26 protein-coding genes are annotated in these 24,424 nt (G+C 71.4%); 13 read left to right on the forward strand and 13 right to left on the reverse strand.

The window, feature by feature from the left end; genetic code table 11:
• Nucleotides 1-82: 82 nt before the first annotated feature.
• Genes ACIGJI_RS13995 through ACIGJI_RS14005 form a run of 3 tightly spaced genes read left to right on the forward strand, consistent with a single transcriptional unit; the run spans nucleotide 83 to nucleotide 1,624 of the window.
• Nucleotides 83-892, forward strand: a complete 810-nt coding sequence (locus ACIGJI_RS13995) for an HAD-IIA family hydrolase (protein WP_025104898.1) — start codon at nucleotides 83-85, stop codon at nucleotides 890-892.
• A 1-nt stretch (nucleotide 893) separates the two neighbouring features.
• The gene (locus ACIGJI_RS14000) at nucleotides 894-1,463 is read left to right on the forward strand and encodes a YdeI family protein (RefSeq protein WP_259953866.1); all 570 of its coding nucleotides are present in this window, start codon (nucleotides 894-896) and stop codon (nucleotides 1,461-1,463) included.
• The gene (locus ACIGJI_RS14005) at nucleotides 1,460-1,624 is read left to right on the forward strand and encodes a hypothetical protein (protein ID WP_259953864.1); all 165 of its coding nucleotides are present in this window, start codon (nucleotides 1,460-1,462) and stop codon (nucleotides 1,622-1,624) included. The genes ACIGJI_RS14000 and ACIGJI_RS14005 overlap by 4 nt, the downstream gene beginning before the upstream one ends.
• 21 nt (nucleotides 1,625-1,645) lie before the next feature.
• Here ACIGJI_RS14005 and ACIGJI_RS14010 read toward each other — a convergent pair whose 3' ends face one another.
• From ACIGJI_RS14010 to ACIGJI_RS14045, 8 genes are all read right to left on the reverse strand, one after another.
• The gene (locus ACIGJI_RS14010) at nucleotides 1,646-3,277 is read right to left on the reverse strand and encodes an ABC transporter ATP-binding protein (protein WP_363446307.1); all 1,632 of its coding nucleotides are present in this window, start codon (nucleotides 3,275-3,277) and stop codon (nucleotides 1,646-1,648) included.
• Entirely contained in the window at nucleotides 3,274-4,356 is a 1,083-nt protein-coding gene (locus tag ACIGJI_RS14015) for a serine hydrolase (RefSeq protein WP_187662590.1), read from the reverse strand. Before ACIGJI_RS14015 ends, ACIGJI_RS14010 begins: the two co-directional genes overlap by 4 nt.
• Nucleotides 4,353-5,480, reverse strand: coding sequence for an enolase C-terminal domain-like protein (locus ACIGJI_RS14020; protein ID WP_363446305.1), 1,128 nt, complete (start codon nucleotides 5,478-5,480; stop codon nucleotides 4,353-4,355). The genes ACIGJI_RS14015 and ACIGJI_RS14020 overlap by 4 nt, the downstream gene beginning before the upstream one ends.
• Nucleotides 5,477-6,667, reverse strand: coding sequence for an anhydro-N-acetylmuramic acid kinase (locus ACIGJI_RS14025; protein ID WP_363446303.1), 1,191 nt, complete (start codon nucleotides 6,665-6,667; stop codon nucleotides 5,477-5,479). The genes ACIGJI_RS14020 and ACIGJI_RS14025 overlap by 4 nt, the downstream gene beginning before the upstream one ends.
• A complete protein-coding gene (gene murQ / locus ACIGJI_RS14030; RefSeq protein ID WP_363446301.1) occupies nucleotides 6,667-7,572 on the reverse strand; it encodes an N-acetylmuramic acid 6-phosphate etherase in 906 nt (301 codons plus the stop codon). Before murQ ends, ACIGJI_RS14025 begins: the two co-directional genes overlap by 1 nt.
• Nucleotides 7,569-8,456 carry an ABC transporter permease gene (locus ACIGJI_RS14035; protein WP_187662593.1) on the reverse strand — a complete coding sequence of 296 codons (888 nt, stop codon included), beginning with the start codon at nucleotides 8,454-8,456 and terminating at the stop codon, nucleotides 7,569-7,571. Before ACIGJI_RS14035 ends, murQ begins: the two co-directional genes overlap by 4 nt.
• The gene (locus tag ACIGJI_RS14040; RefSeq protein ID WP_187662594.1) at nucleotides 8,453-9,424 is read right to left on the reverse strand and encodes an ABC transporter permease; all 972 of its coding nucleotides are present in this window, start codon (nucleotides 9,422-9,424) and stop codon (nucleotides 8,453-8,455) included. The genes ACIGJI_RS14035 and ACIGJI_RS14040 overlap by 4 nt, the downstream gene beginning before the upstream one ends.
• A gap of 67 nt (nucleotides 9,425-9,491) precedes the next feature.
• Nucleotides 9,492-11,042 (reverse strand): ABC transporter substrate-binding protein, encoded by a 1,551-nt coding sequence (locus ACIGJI_RS14045; RefSeq protein WP_187662595.1) that lies wholly within the window; start codon nucleotides 11,040-11,042, stop codon nucleotides 9,492-9,494.
• A gap of 164 nt (nucleotides 11,043-11,206) precedes the next feature.
• On the opposite strand from ACIGJI_RS14045, the gene ACIGJI_RS14050 reads away from it, so the two are divergent.
• The 3 genes from ACIGJI_RS14050 to ACIGJI_RS14060 all read left to right on the forward strand — a co-directional run bounded on the left by ACIGJI_RS14050 (nucleotide 11,207) and on the right by ACIGJI_RS14060 (nucleotide 13,744).
• A complete protein-coding gene (locus ACIGJI_RS14050) occupies nucleotides 11,207-12,109 on the forward strand; it encodes a MurR/RpiR family transcriptional regulator (RefSeq protein ID WP_187662596.1) in 903 nt (300 codons plus the stop codon).
• 1 nt (nucleotide 12,110) lies between these two features.
• The gene (locus ACIGJI_RS14055; RefSeq protein ID WP_259953850.1) at nucleotides 12,111-13,253 is read left to right on the forward strand and encodes a sugar MFS transporter; all 1,143 of its coding nucleotides are present in this window, start codon (nucleotides 12,111-12,113) and stop codon (nucleotides 13,251-13,253) included.
• Nucleotides 13,254-13,375: 122 nt separating this feature from the next.
• Nucleotides 13,376-13,744: a hypothetical protein gene (locus tag ACIGJI_RS14060; RefSeq protein ID WP_363446298.1), complete on the forward strand. Its 369-nt coding sequence runs from the start codon at nucleotides 13,376-13,378 to the stop codon at nucleotides 13,742-13,744.
• A gap of 8 nt (nucleotides 13,745-13,752) precedes the next feature.
• On the opposite strand, the gene ACIGJI_RS14065 is transcribed toward ACIGJI_RS14060, so the two are convergent.
• Nucleotides 13,753-14,655, reverse strand: a complete 903-nt coding sequence (locus ACIGJI_RS14065; protein WP_363446296.1) for an ROK family protein — start codon at nucleotides 14,653-14,655, stop codon at nucleotides 13,753-13,755.
• The gene (gene pyrE / locus ACIGJI_RS14070; protein ID WP_187662600.1) at nucleotides 14,652-15,212 is read right to left on the reverse strand and encodes an orotate phosphoribosyltransferase; all 561 of its coding nucleotides are present in this window, start codon (nucleotides 15,210-15,212) and stop codon (nucleotides 14,652-14,654) included. The genes ACIGJI_RS14065 and pyrE overlap by 4 nt, the downstream gene beginning before the upstream one ends.
• A gap of 37 nt (nucleotides 15,213-15,249) precedes the next feature.
• Here pyrE and ACIGJI_RS14075 point away from each other — a divergent pair, with 37 nt between their 5' ends.
• Nucleotides 15,250-16,095, forward strand: coding sequence for an exodeoxyribonuclease III (locus tag ACIGJI_RS14075; protein ID WP_363446294.1), 846 nt, complete (start codon nucleotides 15,250-15,252; stop codon nucleotides 16,093-16,095).
• Nucleotides 16,096-16,123: 28 nt separating this feature from the next.
• Entirely contained in the window at nucleotides 16,124-16,957 is an 834-nt protein-coding gene (locus tag ACIGJI_RS14080) for a Cof-type HAD-IIB family hydrolase (RefSeq protein WP_363446292.1), read from the forward strand.
• A 44-nt stretch (nucleotides 16,958-17,001) separates the two neighbouring features.
• Here ACIGJI_RS14080 and ACIGJI_RS14085 read toward each other — a convergent pair whose 3' ends face one another.
• The 3 genes from ACIGJI_RS14085 to ACIGJI_RS14095 are packed head-to-tail and all read right to left on the reverse strand — an operon-like array spanning nucleotide 17,002 to nucleotide 19,116.
• Nucleotides 17,002-17,217, reverse strand: a complete 216-nt coding sequence (locus tag ACIGJI_RS14085; RefSeq protein ID WP_396667035.1) for a hypothetical protein — start codon at nucleotides 17,215-17,217, stop codon at nucleotides 17,002-17,004.
• Between the two features lie 4 nt (nucleotides 17,218-17,221).
• The gene (locus tag ACIGJI_RS14090) at nucleotides 17,222-17,860 is read right to left on the reverse strand and encodes a hypothetical protein (protein ID WP_363446288.1); all 639 of its coding nucleotides are present in this window, start codon (nucleotides 17,858-17,860) and stop codon (nucleotides 17,222-17,224) included.
• Complete coding sequence (locus tag ACIGJI_RS14095) at nucleotides 17,857-19,116, reverse strand: MFS transporter (protein WP_396667036.1); 1,260 nt, start codon at nucleotides 19,114-19,116, stop codon at nucleotides 17,857-17,859. Before ACIGJI_RS14095 ends, ACIGJI_RS14090 begins: the two co-directional genes overlap by 4 nt.
• 49 nt (nucleotides 19,117-19,165) lie before the next feature.
• Here ACIGJI_RS14095 and ACIGJI_RS14100 point away from each other — a divergent pair, with 49 nt between their 5' ends.
• The 5 genes from ACIGJI_RS14100 to ACIGJI_RS14120 all read left to right on the forward strand — a co-directional run bounded on the left by ACIGJI_RS14100 (nucleotide 19,166) and on the right by ACIGJI_RS14120 (nucleotide 24,391).
• Nucleotides 19,166-20,419, forward strand: a complete 1,254-nt coding sequence (locus tag ACIGJI_RS14100; protein ID WP_259953838.1) for a sensor histidine kinase — start codon at nucleotides 19,166-19,168, stop codon at nucleotides 20,417-20,419.
• A complete protein-coding gene (locus ACIGJI_RS14105) occupies nucleotides 20,416-21,105 on the forward strand; it encodes a response regulator transcription factor (RefSeq protein WP_363446284.1) in 690 nt (229 codons plus the stop codon). Before ACIGJI_RS14100 ends, ACIGJI_RS14105 begins: the two co-directional genes overlap by 4 nt.
• 37 nt (nucleotides 21,106-21,142) lie before the next feature.
• Nucleotides 21,143-22,321 carry a benzoate/H(+) symporter BenE family transporter gene (locus ACIGJI_RS14110; protein WP_363446282.1) on the forward strand — a complete coding sequence of 393 codons (1,179 nt, stop codon included), beginning with the start codon at nucleotides 21,143-21,145 and terminating at the stop codon, nucleotides 22,319-22,321.
• A gap of 106 nt (nucleotides 22,322-22,427) precedes the next feature.
• The gene (locus tag ACIGJI_RS14115; protein ID WP_187664243.1) at nucleotides 22,428-23,312 is read left to right on the forward strand and encodes an ABC transporter ATP-binding protein; all 885 of its coding nucleotides are present in this window, start codon (nucleotides 22,428-22,430) and stop codon (nucleotides 23,310-23,312) included.
• A complete protein-coding gene (locus tag ACIGJI_RS14120) occupies nucleotides 23,309-24,391 on the forward strand; it encodes an ABC transporter permease (protein WP_363446280.1) in 1,083 nt (360 codons plus the stop codon). The genes ACIGJI_RS14115 and ACIGJI_RS14120 overlap by 4 nt, the downstream gene beginning before the upstream one ends.
• Nucleotides 24,392-24,424 lie beyond the last annotated feature (33 nt).

The raw sequence follows: 24,424 nt of genomic DNA on the forward strand, positions 1-24,424 counted from the left end.
TCGCGCACTTTGCGGCAAATCGGCCGGGGATGGGGCCAATCAGGCGATTCGAAAGGAAAGGTGGGGCCTCTAGGCTGAGCACATGGCACACCGTGACGACATCGAATGCTGGCTCACCGACATGGACGGCGTGCTCGTCCATGAGAACGACGCCATCCCCGGGGCCTCCGAACTCCTCGCCGGATGGGAGCGCAACGAGATCCCCTACCTCGTGCTCACGAACAACTCGATCTTCACCGCCCGCGACCTCTCCGCCCGCCTGCGCGCGAGCGGCCTGATCGTGCCGGAGGAGCGCATCTGGACCTCGGCGCTCGCGACCGCCGACTTCCTCGCGCAGCAGCTCCCCGGCGGCTCCGCGTTCGTCATCGGCGAGGCCGGCATCCTCACCGCGCTGCACGAGGCCGGCTTCATCATGACCGAGACGAACCCCGACTTCGTCGTCGTCGGCGAGACCCGCAACTACTCGTTCGAGGCCATCACGAAGGCCATCCGCCACATCATCAACGGCTCGCGCTTCATCGTGACCAACCCGGACGCCACCGGCCCCAGCGCCGACGGGGTGCTGCCGGCCACGGGAGCGATCGCCGCCCTCATCACCAAGGCCACCGGCAAGGAGCCCTACGTCGTCGGCAAGCCCAACCCGATGATGTTCCGCTCGGCCCTCAACAAGATCGGCGCGCACTCGAAGAAGACCGGCATGATCGGCGACCGGATGGACACGGACATCGTCGCCGGCATCGAGGCGGGTCTGCACACGGTGCTCGTGCTCACGGGCATCAGCGATCAGCGGATCATCGAGCAGTACCCCTTCCGGCCGGATGAGATCGTCGACTCGGTCGCCGACCTGCTGCCGACCATCACCGACTCGATCCCCACCCTCGACGAGGACTGACGTGGGCGCCCTCGACGACGGCGAGCGGGTCACGGCGGCGGACGCCGCGGCCTGGCGCGCCTGGCTCGAGGCGAACCACGAACGCACGGCCGGGGTGTGGCTGCTGAGCGTCCGCGGGCGATCCGCCACCGGCGTCGGCTACGAGGACGCGGTCCGGCAGGCCCTCTGCTTCGGGTGGATCGACGGCCCGGTGCGCACATTCGACGACGAGACCGGCGGCCAGTGGTTCTCCCCTCGACGGCCGGGGAGCGGCTGGGCGGCGACGAACAAGGCGCGCATCGCGGAGCTGGAGGCCGCGGGGCTGCTCGCCCCTGCCGGAATCCGCGCGCTGGAGACGGCGAAGGCGAACGGCTCGTGGACCGTGCTCGACGGCCCGGAGTCCGGCATCGAGCCCCCGGAGCTCACCGCCGCCCTCGACGCGGTGCCGGCGGCGAGGGCCACCTGGGATGCGTTCCCGAAGTCGGTGAAGAAGTTCGGCCTCACGCACATCGCGATGGCCAAGCGCGCGGAGACCAAGGCCGCCCGCATCGCGAAGATCGTGGCGGATGCCGCGGAGGGGAAGCGCCCATGAACCAGAGCGACCTGCTGTTCCTCGTCCTGATCCTCATCACGCTCACGTCGCTGGTCGTGTTCGTGGTACAGTTCGTGCGCTCCCGCCGCCGCGGCGGCGAGGATGACGGCCGCGCCGGCTGGTGGGAAGGCCCCTGGGACGACGACGACCGCCGGCGCTGAGCCGACGGCCGCCTGGACGTCTCAGGAGGCGAGCGACGCCCCGGGGATCGCGGCGAGCAGCTCCCGGGTGTACGGGTGCTGCGGCGTGTCGAAGATGCTCTCCGGGGTGCCGCTCTCGACCACGACGCCGCGCTGCATGACGTGCACCTCGTCGGAGATCATGCGCACGACGGCGAGGTCGTGGCTGATGAAGAGGTAGCTGAGCCCGAGGCGCTTCTGCAGGTCGGCGAGGAGGTCGAGGATCTGCGCCTGCACCAGCACGTCGAGCGCGGAGACCGCCTCGTCCAGCACGACGAGCTCGGGCTCCAGGGCCAGGGCGCGGGCGATCGCGACCCGCTGCCGCTGTCCGCCGGAGAGCTCGTGCGGCAGCCGCTCGGCCATGGCCGCGGGCAGGGCGACCTGCTCCAGGAGCTCCAGGACGCGGGCGTGCCGGGAGGCCGCGGTGCCGATCCGGTGCACGCGCAGCGGCTCGGCGATCGACTGCTCCACGGTGTACCGCGGGTCGAGCGAGGCGTAGGGGTTCTGGAAGACGGGCTGGACGCGGCGGCGCAGCGCGAAGAGCGCCTTGCGGCGGAGGGTCGTCAGGTCGGTGCCGTCGAAGAGGATGGACCCGGAGGTCGCGTCCTCCAGTCCCAGCACCATGTTCGCCGTGGTGGACTTGCCCGAGCCCGACTCGCCCACGATGGACACGGTCGTGCCGCGGCGGATCGAGAAGCTCACGCCGTCGACCGCCGTGAAGGTCTGCGGCTCCCCGGCCTTCGCGTTCCGGAGCGGGAACTCCTTGCGCAGGTCGCGGATCTCGACGAAGGGCACGGCGTCGGCGGCGATCTCGCGTGAGGGCAGGGCGTCGCGGCGGGACGCCAGGCTCGGCGCGGCCGCGAGCAGCTGCCGGGTGTACTCGTGCTGCGGGTTCCCCAGGACCTGCGCTGAGGTCCCCTCCTCGACGACACGGCCGCGGAACATCACGACGATCCGGTCGGCGCGCTCGGCGGCGAGAGCGAGATCGTGGGTGATGAGGAACACCGCGGTGCCCAGCTCGTCGGTCAGCTGATCGAGCTGGTCGAGGATCCGCCGCTGCACGGTGACGTCGAGCGCCGAGGTGGGCTCGTCAGCGATGAGCAGCCGCGGCTTGCAGGCGAGTCCCATCGCGATGAGCACGCGCTGCCGCATGCCGCCGGAGAACTCGTGCGGATACTGGGTCGCCCGGCGGGCGGCATCGGGGATCCCGACCATCTCCAGCAGCTCGACCACGCGGGTCTTCGTCGCGTCGCCGCTGGTATGCCCGTGGACTTCGAGCGCCTCCCCGATCTGCTCGCCGACGCGCATGAGGGGATTGAGGTTCGACATCGGGTCCTGCGGCACGAGGCCGATGCCGGCCCCGCGGAGGGACACCATCGCGTTCTCGGGGAGGTCGGTGAGCTCGCGGCCGTCGAATCGGATGCTGCCCGCGGTGATGACGCCGTTCTCGGGCAGCAGACGGTTGACCGCAGCCGCCGTGGTGGACTTCCCGGAGCCGGACTCGCCGACCACGGCGACCGTCTCCCCGGCGGCGATGTCGATCGAGATGTCGCTGATGGCGGTGACCAGCTCGGAGCCGGTCCGGAAGGCGACCGCGAGGCCGTCGATGCTCAGCACGGGCGGAGTGGTGCTCATGGGGTACTCGTTCCTTCGGGGTCCAGGAGTGCGGGCAGCGCTGCGCGCCAGAGGGTCTCGGTGGGGGCGACCTCGCTCGCGAACAGCCGGTTCGCGAGCAGGACGACGGCGGCTCCGGTGGCGGGGACCACGCCCAGGGCGCAGCCGGTGTATCCGGGGTGCCAGAGCATCCGGACCGGTCGTCCGCCGGCGGTGACGGTGTCACTGCGCCAGCCGAGCGCCTGACCGGGGTCGGGGCCGTCGCGGAACAGCTCGGCCACGAGTGCCGGGTCCCAGAGGTCCGGGTGCGCGTCGGCATCGGCGAGCGCGACGCCGAGAGTGAGCAGGTCGTCGACCGTGCCGAAGAGGCCGGCGTGCCCGGAGACGCCGCGCAGGGCGTGGAAGCAGTTGCCGTCGTTGACGACACCGGTGATCTCCCCCTCACGCCAGGGGAAGTGCCGACGAGAGGTGAGGATCGGGTAGGGCGTGCCGGTGGCGACCATGCGTCGCTCAGCGGCATCCCCGTCGCCCGCGGATGACGCGACCGGACCGGAGACGGGCCCGTAGCCCGTGCGTGTGAGGCCGAGGGGCTCGGTCACGAGCTCGCGCACGGCCGCGTCGAGGGAGAGGCCGGTCGCGGCGGCGACGATGCGGCCGAGGATCAGGAAGCCCAGGTCGGAGTAGTGCCGCCCTTCATCCACGCCGTAGCGGAGCGGGAGGGCATCTGCGGCGGCCGCGCCATCGGCGTGCGCGCCGTCGAGGTACAGCGGCTGCCATTCCCACAGTCCCGCCCGATGCAGCAGCAGATGGCGCACGGTGGTCCCTGGTGCGCAGGCGGTGCCGGGGACGAAGCGGTCGACCGGATCGTCGAGTCGGAGGTCGCCCCGGGAGGCCAGCCGGAGGATGGCGGTGGTGGTCCCGGCGACCTTGGTGACCGAGGCGAGGTCGAACGCGGTGTCCGTCGTGACCGGCGTCCCCGCGAGGTCGGCGAAACCGCCGGCGGCCGTGTCCCGGCTCGTGCGGGTGGCGACACCGGCGACGGCTCCCCGCGGCGCGGTCGGCCCGGCGAGGACGGCGGCGATCGCCTCGGCAGCGCTCATACGAGAACCCCTGTCCGGGAGCGGTCGAGCAGCACCTCGGCATCGGGGGCGATCCCGGTGATCCCCAGTCCTGCGGCCGGGGCGAGGGTGAGCCACTCCGCGTCGGCGGTGAGCCCTCCGGTCACCGGGGAGCGGCGCAGCCACGATGCCGCGTCGAGGTCGTGCACGACGTCCGGAGCGACGGCGGCGGCGAGATGCGCCGCGGCGGCCACACCCACGTGCGACTCCATCATGCAGCCCACGACGACGCCGAGGCCGGCGGAACGGGCGGCCTGCACGCAGGCGAGCGCCTCGCTGAGCCCGCCGGTCTTGGCGAGCTTGACGTTCACGAGCTCGGCAGCCCCGCGCGCGGCGATGTCGCGGACATCCTGCGCGGTGCGGACGGACTCGTCCGCCATGATCGGGGTGTCGATGGCCGCGGTCACCACCGCCAGCGCGTCGAGGTCGCGCGCGGCGACGGGCTGCTCGACGAGCTCGAGACCCACGCCGGCGTCCTCCGCCGCCCGGATGACGCGGATCGCGGTCCCGGCGTCCCACGCTTGGTTCGCGTCCACGCGCAGGGCGATGTCGGGGCCGACGGCGGCACGGACTGCCTGGAGCCCCGCGACCGTGTCGTGGTCCTGGGACGCCTTGATCTTGAGGCAGCGGAATCCCGCCGCCGCATGTTCGACGGCGGTCGCGGCCAGCGCGGCCGGCTCCGCCACCGACAGCGTCATGTCGGTGCGGATGCGCGCGGGCGCGTCTCCGTCCGTGGCGAGCGTCTGTGCGAGCGGCTCGTCTCGGTGCTGCGCGGTGAGGTCGGCGAGCGCGCACGCCACCGCGCTGCGTGCGGCGGCGTTGCCCCAGGCGGCCGCGGCGAGGGCGTCCGGCAGCCCGGGATCGTCGACCGAGCGCCTGAGCGCGGCGTCGGCGAGGGGACCGGCGACCACAGCCGCCACGCTCTCGGGGCTCTCCCCGGTGACGCGCCAGCTCGTCGCGGCCTCCCCGTATCCGCGGCGGCCGCCGGCGTCGGTCACCTCCACGAGCACGACGTCGAGGTGGGCCGTGCGACGGACGGCCGTGACGAAGGGGCGGGCCAGCGGCGCAGGCACCCGCAGCACGCGTATCCGTTCGACGACGGTCACGATCCCGCCGCCTCCGTGAGGGTGAGGGAGTCGATGGCCGCCACCGGCTCGGGCATCTGCAGCGGGCCGGCGCCGGGCGTGATCGTGCCGAGGATGCGCGGCTCGCGCGCCCCCGTCCCGCCGGGGACGATCGCGGGGACGCCGTGCAGGGTCGACCAGCCGATGAGCGCGAGGAGGATGGCCTCCTTGCTGTCGGCGGGGGCGCCGAGCTCGTCGGCCAGCACGACCTCGGTCTGCGGCAGCGCGGTCCGCAGCCCCTCCAGGAGCAGCGGGTTGCGGCAGCCGCCGCCGGACACCGCGAGGAACCCGATCCCGGCGGCCTCGACGTCGCGGGCGACCGTGCGGACCGTGAGCTCGGTGAGCGTGCGCACGACGTCGGGGACCGCGATCTCGCGTCCCTGTGCCGCGAGGTGCTCCTGCACGTAGGTGAGGTGGAAGTGCTCCTTGCCGGTGCTCTTCGGCGGGGTGAGGGCGTAGTAGGGGTCCGCGAGCATGGCGTCCAGCAGCGCCTCGTCGACCCGTCCGGTCCGGGCGATCGCCGCATCGTCGTCATAGCCGAGCGGGTTGAGATCGTGCGCGACGATGACCGCGTCGACCAGCGCGTTCGCGGGGCCGATGTCGTAGGCGACGAGGCCGTCCGGGCGGACGACGGTCATGTTCGAGATGCCACCGAGGTTCAGCGCCGCCGAGACGCCGGCGCGGCCGCGGAGCAGCAGCTCGTCGAGGAACGACACGAGCGGCGCGCCGTGGCCGCCCGCGGTGATGTCGCGGATACGGATGTCGGAGACGACGGGCGCACCGGTCTTCTCGGCGATCCAGGCGGGCTGCCCGATCTGCAGGGTGCCGAGCGCGTGCGCGCCGTCGACCCAGTGGTACACGGTCTGGCCGTGCGAGCACACCGCGTCGACGCCGCCGACCTCCGCCGCGATGTCGGCCGCCACGTCGGCGAACGCCTGCCCGATGAGGGTGTCGAGTTCGGCCACCTCGGCCAGGGTGGTCTGCGCCGGGGGCAGCGCGGCGATGAGGCGTGCCCGCAGCTCGGGATCGTAGGGGATGCTCGTGGAGGCGAGCACCGTGCCCCGGAGGTCGACGCCGTGCGCCGTGAAGCCCCCGTTGGTGGCGAAGTCGACGACGGCGGCATCGATCCCGTCGTGCGAAGTGCCGGAGATCAGTCCCAGGACGCGCATCAGTTCTCCTCCAGTGCGGTGCGCAGACGGCCGCCTGCTGCCGCGAGTCGGTCGGTGGCCGCGGCGAGGTCCTCCCCGCGGCGGATCATGATCGAGGCGAGCTTCACATCCCACCCGGAGCTCTCCAGCGCGGGGGCCGCCGTGTCGCGATCGACAGCGGCGATCGTCCGCACCATGCGGATCGCCCGCTCGCGGAGCTTGTGGTTCGTGGCCTTCACGTCGACCATCAGGTTGCCGTAGGCCTTGCCGTTCCGGACCATCGCGATGGTCGAGAACATGTTCAGCACGAGCTTCTGCGCCGTGCCAGACTTCAGTCGCGTGGAGCCGGAGAGCACCTCGGGGCCGACCTCGACCTCGATGCCGTGCTCCGCGGTCGCGCTCAGCACGGTGCCGGTATTGCACGACAGGCCGATGCTGAGCGCCCCGCGCTCACGCGCTCGCCGGACGGCCGCGACGACATAGGGCGTGCGACCACTGGACGCGATGCCGATCACGGTGTCGAGCGGGCCGATGCCGGCCTCGTCGATCGCGGCGGCGCCGGCGTCGGCGTCGTCCTCCGCGCCCTCGACGGGGTTCACGATCGCGCCGGGACCGCCCGCCATGATCGCGAACACGAGCTCCGGCGGCGTGCTGAACGTGGGCGGACATTCGGAGGCGTCGAGCACCCCGATGCGTCCGGGGGTGCCGGCGCCCACGTACACCAGGCGCCCGCCCTGCGCCATGCGCGCGGCCGTCTGCTCGATCGCCGGGACGATCTGCGGGAGAGCGCGCTGCACGGCCGCGGGCACGGTGGCGTCGGCCTCGTTCATGGTCTGCGCGAGCTCGGCCACGCTCATCTGGTCGAGGCGGGCGTACCGGGGATCGCTCGCCTCGGTGGCGAGGGCGCCGAGGTCTTCCGCGATCATCGCTTGCCCCGGTTCCGCGGATCGAGGCTGTCGCGCAGCCCGTCGCCCAGCAGGTTCAGGCCGACGACGAGGAGCACGACGATCACGCCGGGGGCGATCATGGTCCACGGGGCGATGGTCACGAGGGTGCGCGCCTCGAAGATCATGGACCCCAGAGACGGCGCGGGCGGCGGGGTGCCGAGTCCGAGGAAGCTCAGCGATGCCTCCGTCAGCACCGCCCACGAGAGCGACAGCGTGACCTGCACGATGATGATCGAGGTGATGTTCGGCAGCACGTGGCGGAACATGGTCGCCATCCGCGCCTGACCGGTGCTCTTGGCCGCCTTGACGTACTCCACCTCGCGCAGCGACAGCACGGGGCCGCGAGTGACGCGGATGAAGATCGGCACGTAGACGATGGCGATGGCCACGGCGATCGTGAACCAGTTGCGGTCGAACACCGACGCGAGCGACAGGGCGAGCAGCAGCGGCGGGAACGCGAACAGCACATTGGTGACCGCGGTGATCGCCCCGTCGGAGAAGCCGCGGTAGAAGCCGGCGATGAGTCCGCACACCGTGCCGACCACGGTCGCGAACGCCACGGCGACCACGGAGATGAGGGCCGAGTTGGCGACGCCGGCAGCCACCCGGGAGAACACGTCGCGGCCGAACTGGTCGGTCCCGAACCAGTGCACCGCGGACGGCGGCTGCAGCCGGGACGGCGGGTCCTGCGCGAGCGGGTCGAACGGCAGCAGGCCGAACGCCGAGACGAGGCTCAGCACCGCGAGCAGCACGACGATGATGAGGCCGGCGAGACCGCTGCGGCTGCGCAGCAGGAGACGCACGCGCTCCATCGTGCGCCCGCCGCCGGGAGCGAGGGCCGGGGTCTGAGAGATGTCGGTCATGCGGCACGCACCCGGGGATCGATGACCCGGTAGAGCAGGTCGGTGAGCAGGTTGACGATGACGAAGGCGAGCGCGATCACCAGGACGGTGCTCTGCACGAGCGCGTACTCCTTCTGCTGGATGCCGAGCAGCACCTGGCGCCCGATGCCGGGGAGCGAGAAGATCTGCTCCACCACGACCGCCCCGCCCAGCAGGTAGCCGAACTGCAGACCGGTCATCGTGACGATCGGGACCAGGGCGTTGCCGAGCACGTGACGCACCTGCAGCCGACGCGGGGGCACGCCCTTCGCCCTGGCGGTGCGGATGAAGTCGTTGGCGCGGATCTCCAGGACCGCGGTGCGGGTGGTGCGCATGATGGGCGCGGCGATGCCGAAGCCGAGCACGATCGACGGCAGGAGCATCTGCTGGAGGTTCAGGGCCGGATCGTCGAAGAGCCGCGCGTAGCCCTGGCCGTTCGGGTTGAAGCCGAGCGACTGCGCGAGGATCGCGAGCAGCGCCGTGCCGAGCAGGAAGGCGGGGATGGAGAGGCCGGCGAGACCGACGACCTGGCCGACGCCGTCACGCAGCGAGTCGGGCTTCGAGGCGGACAGCATGCCGAGCGGGATGCCGATGGCGAGCGCGATGACGATCGAGAAGATCGCGAGCTCGAAGGTGACCGGCAGCGCGGCGGCGGTGAGCTCGAGCACGCTGGTCTGGGCCCGGGAGGAGAAGCCGAGGTTGCCGGTGAAGATGTTGCCGAGCCAGGAGAAGAACTGCACGATGAGCGGCTGGTCGAGCCCGTAGTACGCCTCGAGCGCGGCACGCTGCGCCGGGGTGAGGGCCGCCGCCTCGGTGCCGAGGCCGGAGCTGATCTGGTCGCCGGGGATGGCGCGCAGCATCAGGAAGACGAAGACGGCGACGCCGAAGAGGGTGCCGAGGGCTGCGAGGATGCGTCGCAGCACGCTGTTGCGGAGGAGCTGTCTGAACATGCGCGTGGGTGGGGTGCCTGTCGTCGGGGAGGCGAGGGGGCGCGGGTGTCCGCGCCCCCTCGTTCCACTACTGGATGGAGGTGGTCCGCAGGTACTGCAGCGAACCGTTCGCCATCGGGGTGAAGCCGTCGACGGTCGAGGCCGTCGCGGTGTAGGTGTAGCTGGTGAACAGCCAGATCCAGGCGGCGTTGTCCTCGAGGTTCTCGGAGACCTGCGCGTAGATGTCCTTGCGCTTCTCCGGGTCGGCCGTCTCGCGTCCCTCGGCGAACAGGGCGTCGAGCTCAGGCGAGGAGTACCCTGCGACCTGGTTCAGGTTGCCGGTGCTGGTGAAGTAACGGCCGTACATGCCGTCCGGGTCCGGGCGTCCGCCGTTGAGGGCGACCGCGGCGTCGAAGTCGGCCGCGATCCAGCGGTCCACGAACGCGCCGGACTCCAGCACCTCCAGGTCGAGCGTGATGTTCGCATCGGCGAGCTGGGCCTTGAGGTTCTGCGCCTCGTTGACGGAGGTGGCGTACTCGCCCTGCGACACGATCGTCTTGACGGTGACGCCGTCCTCCTTGCCGGCCTTCTTCAGGTACTCGGCCGCCTTGTCGAGGTCGCGCTCCGGGCACGGGCGCGCGTCGGGGTCGGACTTGAAGGCGGGAGAGGTGATCGGACCGGTGACCTCGCCCTCCCCGAGCGCGGCGGTGTCGAGCACCTCCTGGCGGTCGATCGCGCACTGCATCGCGAGGCGCACGTTCACGTCGGCGAGGTCGCCGCGCTGTGCGTTCAGCTGCAGGGCGTGGTAGCTGAGCTGCGGGGTGGTGGCGACCTCGACGTTCGCACCCTCGGCCGTCTGCGCGACGAGCGGGTCGTCGAACACGGCCAGCTGCACGTTGCCGGACTGCATCGCCGACACGATGGACGACTCGTCGGGGATCACGCGGAACTCGACGGTGTCGAGCAGCGCGGTGTCGCCCCAGTAGTCGTCGTTCTTGGCCAGGGTGAGCGACTGGCTCGCCTTCCTGTCCTCCAGCACGAACGGGCCGGTGCCGTTCGGAGTGGTGTTGAGCGCCTCCTCGGTGTCGTCCGACGAGAGCATCGCCATGTTGATCACGGCGAGGTTCGCCGGCAGCGCGGCGTCGGGGGCGCTGAGGGTGAGGGTGACGGTGCTCTCGTCGGTGGCCTCGACCGCGGCCACCGAGGCGAGCGAGCTCGCGGCCACCGCGGCGGTCGCCTCGTCGGCGATGGCGTCGAGCGAGTACTTCACGTCAGCGGAGTCGAACGCGCTGCCGTCCGCGAACGTGACGCCCTCGCGGAGGTGGAGGGTGACCGTCAGGCCGTCCTCGGAGACGTCCCACGACTCGGCGAGACCGGGGACGACGTTGAGCTCCTCGTCGAACTCGGTCAGCGTGCCGTACAGGTTCTGCAGGACGTTGACCGCCTGGAACTGGGTGGCCTTCCACGGGAAGAGCGTGTCGGGATCGCTCGTGACGCCGATGACGAGGTCGCCGCCGGCGGCGCCCGATCCACCGTCGGACGGGTTGGATGCGGGCGCGGAACACCCGGTGATGACGAGCGCCGCGGCGAGGCCCGTGGCGGTGAGGGCGCCGAGGGACGCCCACCGTGCTGTGCTCATGCTGTTTCCTCCTGGCTGGGACCGCGTCGCCCTGGCTCGGATCAGGCGGTGCTGCCTGATACCCCGCGAACATCGTCGGTCTGGGTAAGTACCAAAAGTACACGAAAGTACCTACGCGTGTAACAGAAGTTCCTCTAGTGTTATGAACACCGATCGGAGACCCCATGCCCCACGATGCCGCCCGCGACGATGCCGGCACCCACCTCGTGCTCGTGCGGATGCGCGCCCTCCGCCCCGAACTCCGTCCGAGCGAACAGCGCATCGCCGACCTGTTCCTCGCCGACCCCGCCGGAACCGCCGGGCTCTCCGTCGCGGAGCTCGCGCACCGCTGCGACACCTCGACCACGTCCGTCGTGCGGTTCTGCAAACGACTCGGGTACGAGCATGTGCGCGAGTTGCGCAACCACGTGCTGCGGGAGGTCGAGCGCGAGACGTTCGACACCGCCGCACTCCCCGCCGTGTCCGGCGACATCGACCGCAACGACACCCTCGCCGACATCGTCGCGAAGGTGTCGCTCGCCGAGACGCTCTCCCTCGCCGACACCGCCAAGGTGCTCGACACCGAGGCGCTCCGCGCCACGGTCGAGGCGATCACCTCCTCGACCCGGGTGGACATCTTCGGCGTGGGCGCGAGCTCCATCGTCGGGCTCGACCTCCAGCGCAAGCTCACCCGGATCGGGCGGACGGCGTTGGAGTGGTCTGACCCGCACGCCGCGTGGACCTCGGCCGCCACCCTCGGGCCGGGGAACGTCGCGATCGCCGTCTCGCACACGGGCGCCACGACCGACACCATCGAGTTCCTCCTGCTCGCCCGGCAGGCGGGCGCGACGACCATCGCCATCACCAACCACGCCGGCTCCCCGCTCGCCGGTCAGGCCGACATCGTGCTGACCACCGCGGCGCGCGAGACGGGCTTCCGCTCCGGGGCCCTGGGCAGCCGGATCGCCCAGCTCATGGTCGTCGACTGCATCTTCATCGGGGTCGCGCAGTCCAACTACGACCGCTCGATGGAGGCCCTCCGCGACACCTTCGCCGCCGTGCATCACGTGCGCGCGGGCGGTGCCTGAGATGAGCGCGAGCCGACTCCGCGTCGGGCTGTTCACGGCGTTCGGCGGCCTCGGCGTGACCGCGGCGTTCGTCCCTGCCGTCCTCCCCTCCGCGGAGCGCACGACGGACGCCGACCTGAGTGCCGCCGTGCCCGTCCTCTTCGCGGGACTCCTCGTGGGGGTGCTGCTGTCGGGTCCGCTCCTCGTGCGACGCGCGCCGCGGACGACGCTCGTGCTGGGCAGCAGCCTGCAGGCGGCCGCCATCGTCGGTGTCGCCCTCGCGACGGATCCGGGCGTCTTCATCGCCTCCGCCGCGCTCGCGGGGCTCGGGTTCGGTCTCGTCGAGGCCGCGGGCTCCGTGGCCGCCAAGGCCGCCAGCACCGAAAGCGCGACCGGGGTGCTGAGCGCCCTGATGGGCACGGTCGCCGTGTGCGCCGCCGTCACACCGCTCGTGGTGGCGCTCGGGGCCGGTTCCCGTCCGGCTCTGGCGCTGCTCGCGACCGTACCCCTGGCGACTGTGGCGGTGCTCGCCGGTGCCACCACTCTCGCCCGTTCGACCGAGCCCCCGGCGCGACGGGACGCCCGCTCCCTGCTCGTCCTCCTCCCCTTCGCGCTGGCTCTGCCGCTCTACGTCGGCGTGGAGACCGTGCTGTCCGGCTGGTCGGCCGTGATCCCGGAGCGGGTGCTCGCTATCGAGCCCGCCGCCGCCGCCCTCGGCACCTCCGCCTTCTGGGCGCTGATGGCCGTCGGCCGCTTCGGCGCCGCCGCGCTCCGGCGCGCGGCGGTTCCGCCGCTCGCGCTGCTGGCGACCGCGACGGGGGCTGCCGCCGTCCTCCTGGTGCTCGCCGGCGTGCTCCTCGGCGATGAGCCGGTCGCAGCGCTGATCATCCTCGCCGTCGTGGTGGTCCTGCTGGCCCCGAGCTACGGACTCATCCTCGGACTCGCGCTCGACCGTCTCGATCCGGTCCGCAGCGCCGCGGTCACCGGGGCGCTCGTGGCCTGCGGCGCGGTCGGCGGCACGTTCGTGCCCACGCTGGTCCTGCTGATCGGGCGCGACCCGGCATCGAGCGTCACGTTCCTCGTGTCCGCCGTGTTGTGCGCGATCATCCCCGTGCTGATGCTCGTGGCGTCGCACTCCGGGCGCGCCGTCCCGGCGTTGCGGTGACCGACTCTTCCTCCCCTATCGAGCCTGCACGCGACCTCTTCACAGATGCCGGAATTCCGACCGGCGCCCGCACGGCGACCACGTATCGTCGAAGCCACAGCCGCACCGAGGAAGGGAGCACCGTGTCCGCGGACACCCTCACGATCATCGTCAGCGCGATCGGCATCGTGCTCACCCTCGGCGCGAGCCTGTTCGCGGCAGGGGCGTGGATGATCCGTCGCATCGACGAGCGTCTCGGCACCGTCGACCACCGGCTCTCCGCGCGCATCGACACCGTCGAAGAGAAGCTCGGCGCCCGCATCGACACCGTCGAAGAGAAGCTCGGCGCCCGCATCGACACCGTCGAGGAGAAGCTCGGCGCCCGCATCGACACCGTCGAGGAGAAGCTCGGCGCCCGCATCGATGCGGTGGCGGCGGACGTCACGGACCTGAAGATCGCCGTCGCCCGGCTCGAAGGGCCCCCGCGACGCCTGCTCGTGTCCGGAAGCTGAGCCTCCCGTCAGCGCAGGACGAGGGCGGCGGCGCCGATCAACGGCCCCTCGTCGCCCAGGCCCGAGCGGACGACGCGGGTGCGACGCGAGTATTCGTGCACGGCGCTGGCGGTGAGAGCCTGCTGGACGAGGTCGATGTAGTCCGCCGACACCTGCGAGAAGCCCCCGCCGATGGCGACGACATCGAGGTCGACGAGGGTGGCGGCATCGGCCAGCGCCTCCCCGACGGCGCGGGCCGAGCGCTCGATCGCCGCACGGGCGACGGCGACACCGGCCGCGGCATCCCGAGCCAGGTCCTCCCCGGTCGCCCCGGACCAGCCCTGCTCCCGTGCCCAGGCGGCACTGGCAGGTCCGGAGGCGATCTCCTCGAGAGTGAGCCCGCCCTCGCGGCGCACCTGGCCGAGGTGCCCGGCGTTGCCGCTCGCCCCGGGCACATACGCACCGCCCACGACGAAACCGCCGCCGACGCCGGTGGACACGACGATCGACAACGAGGCTCCCGCCTGCTGCGTCGCCCCCAGCCACGACTCCGCGAGCGCGAGCGCGCCGCCGTCGTGGCCCAGGACCGCCGGGACCTCCCGGCCGAGTGCGGTCGAGGCCGCACGGGCGACCGCGTCGACGAGGCCGAAACCCCGCGCGAGGGGCATGTTCACCGGCAGGATCTCACCGCGGGTCCGATCCACGGGACCCGCGCTGCCGATCCCGGCGCCGACGAGCTCCGCGTCGGCGGGAAGGGCCGCGAGCGCATGCCGCACGATCGCGTCGACCGCCGCCGTCAACGACGCCGACGTCGCCTCACGGCCGGTGGGCTGCCGGCTGCGGCTGCCGGGGACGAGCGCGCCGTCGTCGGCGACGAGGGCGGCCTCCATCTTCGTGCCGCCCACATCGACGGCCAGCGCGTAGCGGGTCACTGCGGGTCGAGCCCGAGGTCGTCGAGGTCGAACGCCGCGCGCCACTCCAGACCCTCGGCCTCGATGGCGGCCTGCGCGCCGGTCTTGCGGTCGACGATCACCGCGACGGCGACGACCTCCGCGCCTTCCTTGCGGAGCGCCTCGACCGCCTTGAGCGCGGACTGCCCGGTGGTCGAGGTGTCCTCCAGCACGACCACGCGCTTGCCCTTCACGTCGGCGCCCTCGATCTGGCGACCGCGGCCGTGGTCCTTCGGCTCCTTCCGCACGACGAACGCGTCGAGCGGACGGTCTGTGCCGACCGAGGCATGCAGGACGGCGTTCGCGATCGGGTCGGCGCCGAGCGTCAGACCGCCGACGGCGACGACGTCGAGATCGGCGATCAGGTCGAGCATGATGCGGCCGATCGCCGGGGCGGCGCGGTGGTCGAGGGTGAGCTTGCGCATGTCGACGTAGTACGTCGCCTTCTTGCCGCTGGAGAGGGTGAAATCGCCGTGGAACACCGCCTCGTCCGTGATGAGGGCGAGGAGGGTCCGGCGGTCTGCGTCGAGTGCGGTCACGGCATCCAGTGTAGGAGGCACACCCTAGGCTGGACGCATGCGCTTGGCCACCTGGAACGTCAACTCCATCCGCACCCGCGTCACCCGCACCGTCGAGTTCGCCGTCCGTGAAGACATCGACGTGCTCGCGATGCAGGAGGTGAAGTGCAAGCCGGAGCAGTTCCCGTATGCACCGTTCGAGGAGGCCGGCTACCACGTCGAGGTGCACGGCCTGAATCAGTGGAACGGCGTCGCGATCGCGAGCCGGCTGCCCGTGACCGACGTGCGCACCGCCTTCGACGGCATGCCCGGGTTCGCGAAGGGCCACGAGGGCCCGGATGCCCCGCAGGAGGCGCGCGCTCTGGGCGTCATGGTCGACGGCGTGCGCGTCTGGAGCCTGTACGTGCCCAACGGCCGCTCGCTCGATGACCCGCACTATGTCTACAAACTGCATTGGCTCGAGCAGCTCAAGCGGTCCACGGCGGCCGAGCTGTCGGCGAACCCCGACCTCCCGCTCGCCCTCGTCGGCGACTTCAACATCATCCCGTTCGACCATGACAACGGCGATCCCGACATCGTGGTCGGCCGGTCCACCCACGTGTCCCCCGCCGAGCGCGACGCGTTCTTCGCCCTGACCGACGCGGGGGTGACCGATGTGGTGCGTCCGCTGCTCCCCGAGGGCTACACCTACTGGGACTACCAGCGGCTGAAGTTCCCGCGCAACGAGGGCATCCGCATCGACTTCATCCTCGGCTCGAAGACGTTCGCCGATGCCGTCACCGGCGCGTCGATCCACCGCAACGAGCGCAAGGGCGAGCAGCCCAGCGACCACGTGCCCGTGGTGGTCGATGTGGACTTCGGCGGCAACGACGCCGACGACGACCTGCCGATGATCTTCTCCTGACCCTTCGACAGGCTCAGGGACCCATCCCATGCGGCTGATCGCGACCGACCTCGACGGCACGCTGCTCGACAGCGCATCCGCGGTGTCGCCGCGCACCCGTGCGGCGATCGATGCCGCGCGGGACGCCGGTGTCGCGGTGGTGCCGGTCACCGCCCGCCAGCCCATCGGCCTTCGCGTGATCGCCGCCGACGCCGGATTCGACGGGTGGGCGCTGTGCGGCAATGGCGCGTACGCGACGCATCTCGCCGAGGGCCGCATGCTGTTCGCCGAGGAGCTGCCGCCCGCGACCCTTCGCACTCTCGCCGACGCGCTGCGCGCCAGCGTTCCCGGCCTGCTCTTCGCGAGCGTACGGGAGGGCGGCGAGACGTTCATCGCACAGCACGGCTACGCGGCGATCGCGCAGCTGTCCGACCACAAGCGCGACCCCGCGACGATGGGCGGCGTCCCGCTGGACGAGGTGCTGGCCGCGCCGACGCTCAAACTCGTGATCCGGCACCCCGAGCTCGCGCCCGCCGCACTCTTCGAGACCCTGCGGTCCCTCGGGCTCACCGGCTTCGAGGCTACGCTGTCCGGCGCCCCGTTCGTCGAGGTCATGGCGCAGGGCGTCACGAAGGCCACGGGACTCGCGCGCCTCTGCACCCACCTCGGCATCGATCGCTCCGACGTCGTGGCGTTCGGAGACGCCCTCAACGATGTCGAGATGCTCCGCTGGGCCGGTCACGGCGTGGCGATGGCGCACGCGGAACCCGTCGTGCAGGAGGCCGCGGACGAGACCACCGCGACCAACGACGAGGACGGCGTGGCCCGCGTGATCGAGCGCCTGCTCGGCTATCGGGCTATCGCCTCTCGGGCGAATACCTGACAAATCGATTCACCCGACATCACCATGTCAGCGTTGTGCCACCGCTACTGCAGAAGTGCGCCGACGAGAGTGAAGATGCCGAAGCCGATGAAGAGTATCCCGACGATGAGCATCCTCATCGGCGTCCTCCCGGGCGGCATCGCGTCATCAGCTAACGGCTCCCCGTACATCCTCTCCACGCCGTGATGGAAGATCTGGGAAACAGACCTGCGGAAGAGCATCAGGGCAAGCCCGATCACGATCAGTATCGGTCCGATCACTGACTCAGCAGACACGTGCAGTCCCGGGAGCGAAGCTCATAGGTGGTGCCATCGGAGAACTGCTACCCCGCACACGCCGTGCGGCAGCATCCTCCGCTTCATCCCGCGATGGACTGAAGTCAACGAAGGTCTCGTCACAGAACGGTTCGCGAAGCTCGGACCAGTCGGAGCCCGAGAACCGTCCTGCCCCAGGCAGGAAGACCGCTTCTCCGTCGACGCTACGAACGTGAAGTACACCGTCGTCGTCCACCTCCCAACGCGCATCGCCAGCATCTCCCTCGCTGGCGTCAGCGACACAAAGCCGGGCGTCAGCAGACGTCTCGATGTGCCCCAATGAGATTTCAGACAGCTGGGCAGTTCCGTCCTCGTAGAGCTCGATGGTTGTGTTGGCGGCATCCGGGACGTCTGGGTCCTTCGATCGCTGCCAGCTGATCGGGAACTCGAACTGATCGCCGGGCCCCGGTGTCTTCGTGAGAGCAGGAATGACCAAGACCGCGCATATCACCACGAGGAAGATGGCCACCCCCGCCCCCACTACTCCCCACAGCACGGTTTTATTCACTTGCACGCGATCTCTCCACAGTGCTTCAGAATGAAGTTGTAGTACTGAGTACTGGATCGTATTGCACTCGGCGCTCTTCATGTCGCTTCATAGTTCCGACCTTCGCCGTCGTGTCCGTTCGCCCGGGTCTGGTCCGGACGCGCGTCGACGCGCGGCGGTCGGAGACCGAGGAGCGCCAGGGCGCCGGCTCCCGCCGTGAGCACCGCGATGACGCCGATTCCGACGGCCGGCACCGTCGCCGTCGCCACGGCCCCGGCGACCAACGGGCCACCCGCGTCGCCCAGCTCCCGGCCCAGTTCCGCACTGCCCATCGTGCGTCCCATGCGTTCCGCGGGCGTCGATGCCGCCAAGTGCGAGAACGCCACCGGCGTCGCCAGGCCCACCCCGGCGCCGACCAGCACGCCCGTGACGCACAGCACGACCGGCGTCACCCACAACGCGGAGAGCCCGATGCCGACGCCGATCAGGAGCAGCCCGCCGACCGCCCCGAGACGGACGGAGAGCCGACCGCGGTCGTGCGCCGCGCCCACGAACGGCTGCACGATGCTCGACACGATCGCCAGCACCGTGACGATCGCCATGCTGCCCACCGTGCCGAGCCCGGCCTGTCGCCCGAGCAGCGGGAGGAATCCCACGGCCACGGCGAGCGCACCGGTCGTGGCCGCCAGCACGAGCGTGGGGACGAGGAACCCCGGGGCGAGGAGCTCCCGGCCGAGGTCGACGAGCGTCACCCGCTTCCGCGGCAGCACGGGCACGGCGGGGACGGCGAGGAGCACCCATCCGGCTGCCGCGAGTCCGAGCACGGCGAGGGCCCAGAACAGGGCAGGGATCCCTCCCACCACCACGAGCACCGCGCCGAGCAGCGGGCCGAGCGCGTATCCGAGACTCTTCCAGGAGCCGTAGCGCCCGAAGTAGCGGCCACGGGACGCGTCGTCCGTCAACCGGGCCACCGCAGCGGACGAGGCCGGCGAGAACGCGGAGGCCGCGGCTCCCTGCCCGAAGCGCGCGATCACGAGACCGAACATGCCCGGAGCGAGGGCACCGACGACCGAGAACGCGGCGAAGGCCAGCAGCCCGCCGACGATCACCGGCCGCACGCCGACCCGGTCGCTGAGGGCGCCGAAGAGCGGTTTCAGCAACACCTCGGCGAGGTCGTACAGCGCGAGCGTGAAACCGAACGCCAGCAGCGTCCAGCCGATGTCCTCGGTCTCGGCGCCGAGAGCCGCGGCGATGCCGTGCGCGCCGAACGCGGTGGTGAAGCCGGCGAGGTAGAGCGGTGCCAGGCGCGGGCGCGTCGAGGAGGTCACACCTGATCCTGGCAGACGTACCGCCCGCATCCGTCGCACGGGGGATGCCGCGCGACAGCCCCCGCCCTACGGTGGAGGGATGGCCTTCACCCGGACGCCGACCCTGCGCGACCAGCGCGGCGACCTCCTCCTCGCGCTCGTCCTCTTCGTCGGCGCGATCCTCAGCGCGGCGCTCTCCTCCATCGCCCAGGTCTACGGCGACGAGCAGGCTCCGCTGTGGACCGCGCTCGTCTACGCCGTCGTCGTGGCGGCGCCGCTCGGGTTCCGACGGCGCTGGCCCGGCACCGTGGCCGTCGTGGTGTCGCTGGCCTACTTCACGGCTGTGACGATCCGGGTACCGGAGATCTACGTCGGCAATATCGCGATGTTCATCGCGCTCTACACGGTCGGCGCCTGGATGAACGATCGCCGGAAGGCCCTCGTCGTCCGCGTCGCCATCATCGTCGGCATGTTCGTGTGGCTCCTCATCACCATGTACCGCGACGCCATCAGCGAGGCGGACAAGGCGGACGTCGTCGCCGGAGCCATGTCGCCCTACGTGGCGTTCATGCTCATCCAGATCCTCCTCAACGCCCTGTACTTCGGCGGTGCCTATTACTTCGGCGAGCGCTCCTGGGCGGCAGCCGAGCAGCGCACCGTGCTGGAAGAGCGCACCCGCGAACTGGAGCGCGAGCGCGAGGTCACCGCGGCGCAGGCGGTGGCCCTCGACCGGGTGCGGATCGCCAGGGAGCTGCACGACGTCGTCGCCCACCACGTGTCGGTGATGGGCGTGCAGGCGGGCGCCGCGCGCCTCGTGCTCGAGAGCGATCCTGCCCAGTCGGCGCGCATCCTCTCCGGGATCGAGTCCTCCGCGCGGGACGCGATCCAGGAGCTGCGCCAGCTGCTGGAGACGCTGCGCACTCCCGGCGGCGACACGACCGAGTCGGCGTCGACCGTCTCCCTCGACGACATCGCGGCGCTCGCGCAGGCATCGACCGAGGCGGGTCTCCCCACCGCGTACACCGTGATCGGCGATCCGGTGCCCGTTCCCTCGCTCGTCGCCGTGAACCTGTACCGGATCGCACAGGAATCGCTGACCAACGCCCGTCGGCACGCCGGACCGGGGGCGACCGCGGACGTGCGCGTGCGCTACGACGACGACGGCGTGGAGGTCGAGGTCGTGAACACCGGCCGCGCCATCGCCCAGCTGCGACCCGGTCTCGGACAGCTCGGGATGCGCGAGCGCGCGGCAGCCTCCGGCGGCACCGTCGAGGTCACTCCGCGCGTCGCCGGGGGTCTGCGGGTCCGGGCGCGGGTGCCGCTCGGCACGGCCGTGCCGGAGGGCGCACGATGACCGCGCCGATCCGAGTGCTCCTCGTCGACGACCACGCCCTCCTCCGCGCGGGATTCCGCACGATCCTCGACACCCAGCCCGACATCGCCGTCGTGGGCGAGGCCTCGACGGGAGCCGAGGCCGTCGCGCAGGCCGCCGCGCTGCGCCCCGACGTCATCACGATGGACGTGCAGATGCCCGACATGGACGGGATCGAGGCGACGCGCCGCCTCGTCGCCGACCCGTCGGTGGGCGCCGCGATCGCGATCGTGACGACGTTCGACCGCGACGACTATCTCTATCAGGCGCTCGAAGCCGGCGCGAGCGGATTCCTCCTCAAGAACGCGGGCGCCGAGGATCTCATCTCCGCGGTGCGCGCTCTCGCGGCCGGGGACGGCATGCTGGCACCCGAGGTGACCCGCCGCGTCCTCACCCGCTTCGCCGGAGCGACCCCGGAAGCCGGCGCCGCTCCCGCCCGCGCGGTGGCGAAGGCGCCCGCGATACCCGTGCTCGCGGAGCCGCTGACCGAGCGGGAGGCCGAGGTGCTGACCCTGCTCGCCGACGCCCGCAGCAATGCCGAGATCGCCCGGGCTCTGTTCATCGGCGAGGCCACCGTGAAGACCCATGTCTCCCGCATCCTCCAGAAGCTCGGCGCCAGGGACCGCGTGCAGGCCGTCGTGCTCGCGCATCGGATGGGGCTGGCCTGACCGGAGCTGTCTGCTCCCCCGCGATACTCTCGGAGCCATGCCCACCGCCCCCGTCTCACGTCCGATCGTCGCCGGGATCGTCACGGCACTGGTCGGGTTCACGAGCTCCTTCGCGGTGGTGCTCACGGGGCTCGACGCCGTGGGCGCGTCGGCGGCGCAGGCGGCCAGCGGACTCCTCGCCGTGAGCCTCGCGATGGGGCTCGCCTGCATCGTGCTGGCCTGGCGCTATCGGATGCCGATCACGGCCGCGTGGTCCACCCCCGGTGCTGCCCTGCTCGTGGCGACCGGCAGCGTCGAGGGCGGCTGGCCCGCCGCCGTCGGAGCCTTCCTCGTGACGGCGTCCCTCATCCTCCTCACGGCGCTCTGGCCCGCGCTTGGCGCTCTGATCGCCCGGATCCCGCCGTCGATCGCCCAGGCCATGCTGGCAGGGGTGCTGCTGCCGCTCTGCCTCGCGCCGATCACCGGGATCGTCGCGAACCCGTGGGGTGTGCTCCCGGTCGTGCTGACCTGGCTGGTCTTCGCCCGTCTGGCTCCCCGGTGGGCTGTGCCGCTCGCGTTCGTCGCCGCGGCTGCGGTGGTCGCCGTCACGCTGGTCACTGCGGGCACACCGGTCGACCCGGCCGTCCTCCTGCCGCGGTTCGAGCTGACGATGCCGGCTTTCACGGTCGGGGCCCTGGTCGGCATCGCGCTGCCGCTGTTCATCGTGACCATGGCGTCGCAGAACGTGCCGGGTATCGCGATCATGCGCAGCTTCGGCTACGAGGTCCCGTGGCGTCCGGCGATGCTCGTGACCGGTCTCGGCACGGCGCTCGGCGCTCCGGCGGGCGGTCATGCGATCAACCTCGCCGCCATCAGCGCGGCCCTCGCCGCGTCCCCCGACGCCGACCCCGACCCCGCCCGGCGCTGGCTCGCCGGTGTCTCGACCGGAGCGTCCTACCTCGTGCTGGGCGCGTTCTCCGCCGCCTTCGCCACGCTCGTCGTGCTCGCCCCGACGGCGGTGATCCCGGCGGTCGCGGGGCTGGCGCTGTTCGGCGCCTTCGGCGCGGCCGTCCAGCAGGCGATCGACGACCCCGGTGAGCGGCTCCCCGCGGTCGTCACGTTTCTCGTCGCCGCCTCCGGCATCGCCGTGCTCGGGGTGAGTGCGGCGTTCTGGGCGTTGGTCGCCGGCCTGCTCGTGCGCACGGTGCTGCACGCCGGCCGTCCGCCCCGCGGCTGATCCGTCGCAGTCCCCCCTGTGGGGGATGCCCCGCCCCGCCCGTGCTCAATAGCGTGAAGATCATGCGGATCACCTTCGGACGGAGCACCACGACATGACAACCGGACTGCTGGAACTCTCCGGCATCACCAAGAGCTACGGCAGCCGCCGGGTGCTGGACGACGTGTCGTTCACGGTCGCGCCGGGCCGCCTCACCGGCTTCGTCGGCGGCAACGGCGCCGGCAAGACCACGACCATGCGCATCATCCTCGGCCTGCTGTCGTCGGACGGCGGACGGGTCGACCTCGACGGGGCGCCCCTCACCACCAGCGACCGCCGCCGCTTCGGCTACATGCCCGAGGAGCGCGGCCTGTATCCGAAGATGAAGGTCCTGGAGCAGATCGTCTACCTCGCGCGCCTGCACGGATTCAGCAAGCCGGAGGCGACGGAGCGGGCGACCGCGCTGCTCACGGAGCTCGGGCTCGGCGAGCGCCTCGACGACACGATCGAGTCGCTGTCACTGGGCAACCAGCAGCGCGCGCAGATCGCCGCGTCGCTCGTGCACGACCCCGAGGTGCTGATCCTCGACGAGCCCTTCTCCGGCCTGGACCCCCTCGCGGTTGACGTCGTCGCCGGGGTCCTGCAGGCCAGCGCGGCCCGCGGCGCCTCGATCCTCTTCTCCTCGCACCAGCTCGACGTGGTCGAGCGTCTCTGCGACGATCTCGTCATCCTCGCCGGAGGCACCATCCGGGCGGCCGGATCCCGGGACGGACTCCGCGCCGAGCACGCCCGCGATCGGTACGAGCTGGTCTCCGCGGGGGACGCCGGGTGGCTGCGCACCGAGCCCGGGGTCACGGTCGTCGACTTCGAGGGCGGCTACGCGCTCTTCGACGCGGACGGCCCCGACACCGCGCAGCGTGTGCTGCAGTCGGCGGTCGCGCGCGGCGACGTCGCGAGCTTCGCACCCAAGCACCCCTCCCTCGCCCAGATCTTCAAGGAGGTCATCCAGTGAACACCTCGACTCCCGCGCGGAACGGGATCTGGCTGGTCGCCGAGCGGGAGATCGGCTCCAAGCTCCGCAGCAAGGCGTTCCTGATCTCGACCGGCATCCTGCTGCTCATCGCCCTCGCCGGCGTGCTGTTCGGCGGCTTCGCGAGTCAGAACAGCGACGCCATGCCGGTGGCCGTGACCTCGGAGACCGCGGGCGCCGTGTCCGCCCTGCCCGACGTCGAGGTGACCGAGGTCGCCTCCCGCGCCGAGGCCGAGGAGCTGGTCCGCGAGGGCGACGTCGATGCGGCGGTGCTCGCGGGCGACAACGCCGCGGGCTACACGATCGTCGCCCTGGAGGATGCCCCCGGGTCGCTCGTGTCCGGGCTGTCGCTCTCGCCCGAGGTCGTCATCCTCGAGCCGGTGACCACCAACCCGCTGCTGCGCTACTTCATCGCGATCGCGTTCGGGCTCGTCTTCATGATGGCCGCGGCCACGTTCGGCGGCACCATCGCCCAGAGCGTGGTCGAGGAGAAGCAGACCAGGGTGGTCGAGGTGCTGCTGTCGGCGATCCCCGCGCGCACCCTGCTCGCCGGCAAGGTCATCGGCAACACGGTGCTCGCGATGGGGCAGATCCTCGCCCTCGCGGCCGTCGCCACCATCGGCCTCATCGTGACGGGTCAACGCGAGGTTCTGACCACCCTCGGCGCCCCCATCATCTGGTTCGCGGTGTTCTTCCTGTTCGGGTTCATCCTGCTCGCGGCGATGTTCGCGGCGGCCGCCTCCATGGTCTCCCGCCAGGAGGACATCGGCTCGACGACGACCCCCATCACGATGCTCATCATGGCGCCGTACGTGCTGGTGATCGTGTTCAACGACAACCCGTTGGTGCTGACGATCATGTCGTACGTGCCGTTCTCGGCTCCGGTCGGAATGCCGATGCGTCTCTTCGTCGGTGAGGCGCAGTGGTGGGAGCCGCTGCTGAGCCTCGCGATCCTCCTGGCGAGCTGCGTCGCGGCGATCGTCGTCGGCGCGAAGATCTACGAGAACTCCCTGCTCCGGATGGGCTCGCGGGTGAAGCTCGCCGAGGCTCTGCGCGGCTGACTCCCGAGACCACGCTTTCGCGTCGAGACCCCC

The sequence above is a fragment of the Microbacterium sp. NPDC064978 genome (genome assembly GCF_044543605.1).
GTDB classification, from domain to species: Bacteria; Actinomycetota; Actinomycetes; order Actinomycetales; family Microbacteriaceae; genus Microbacterium; species Microbacterium meiriae.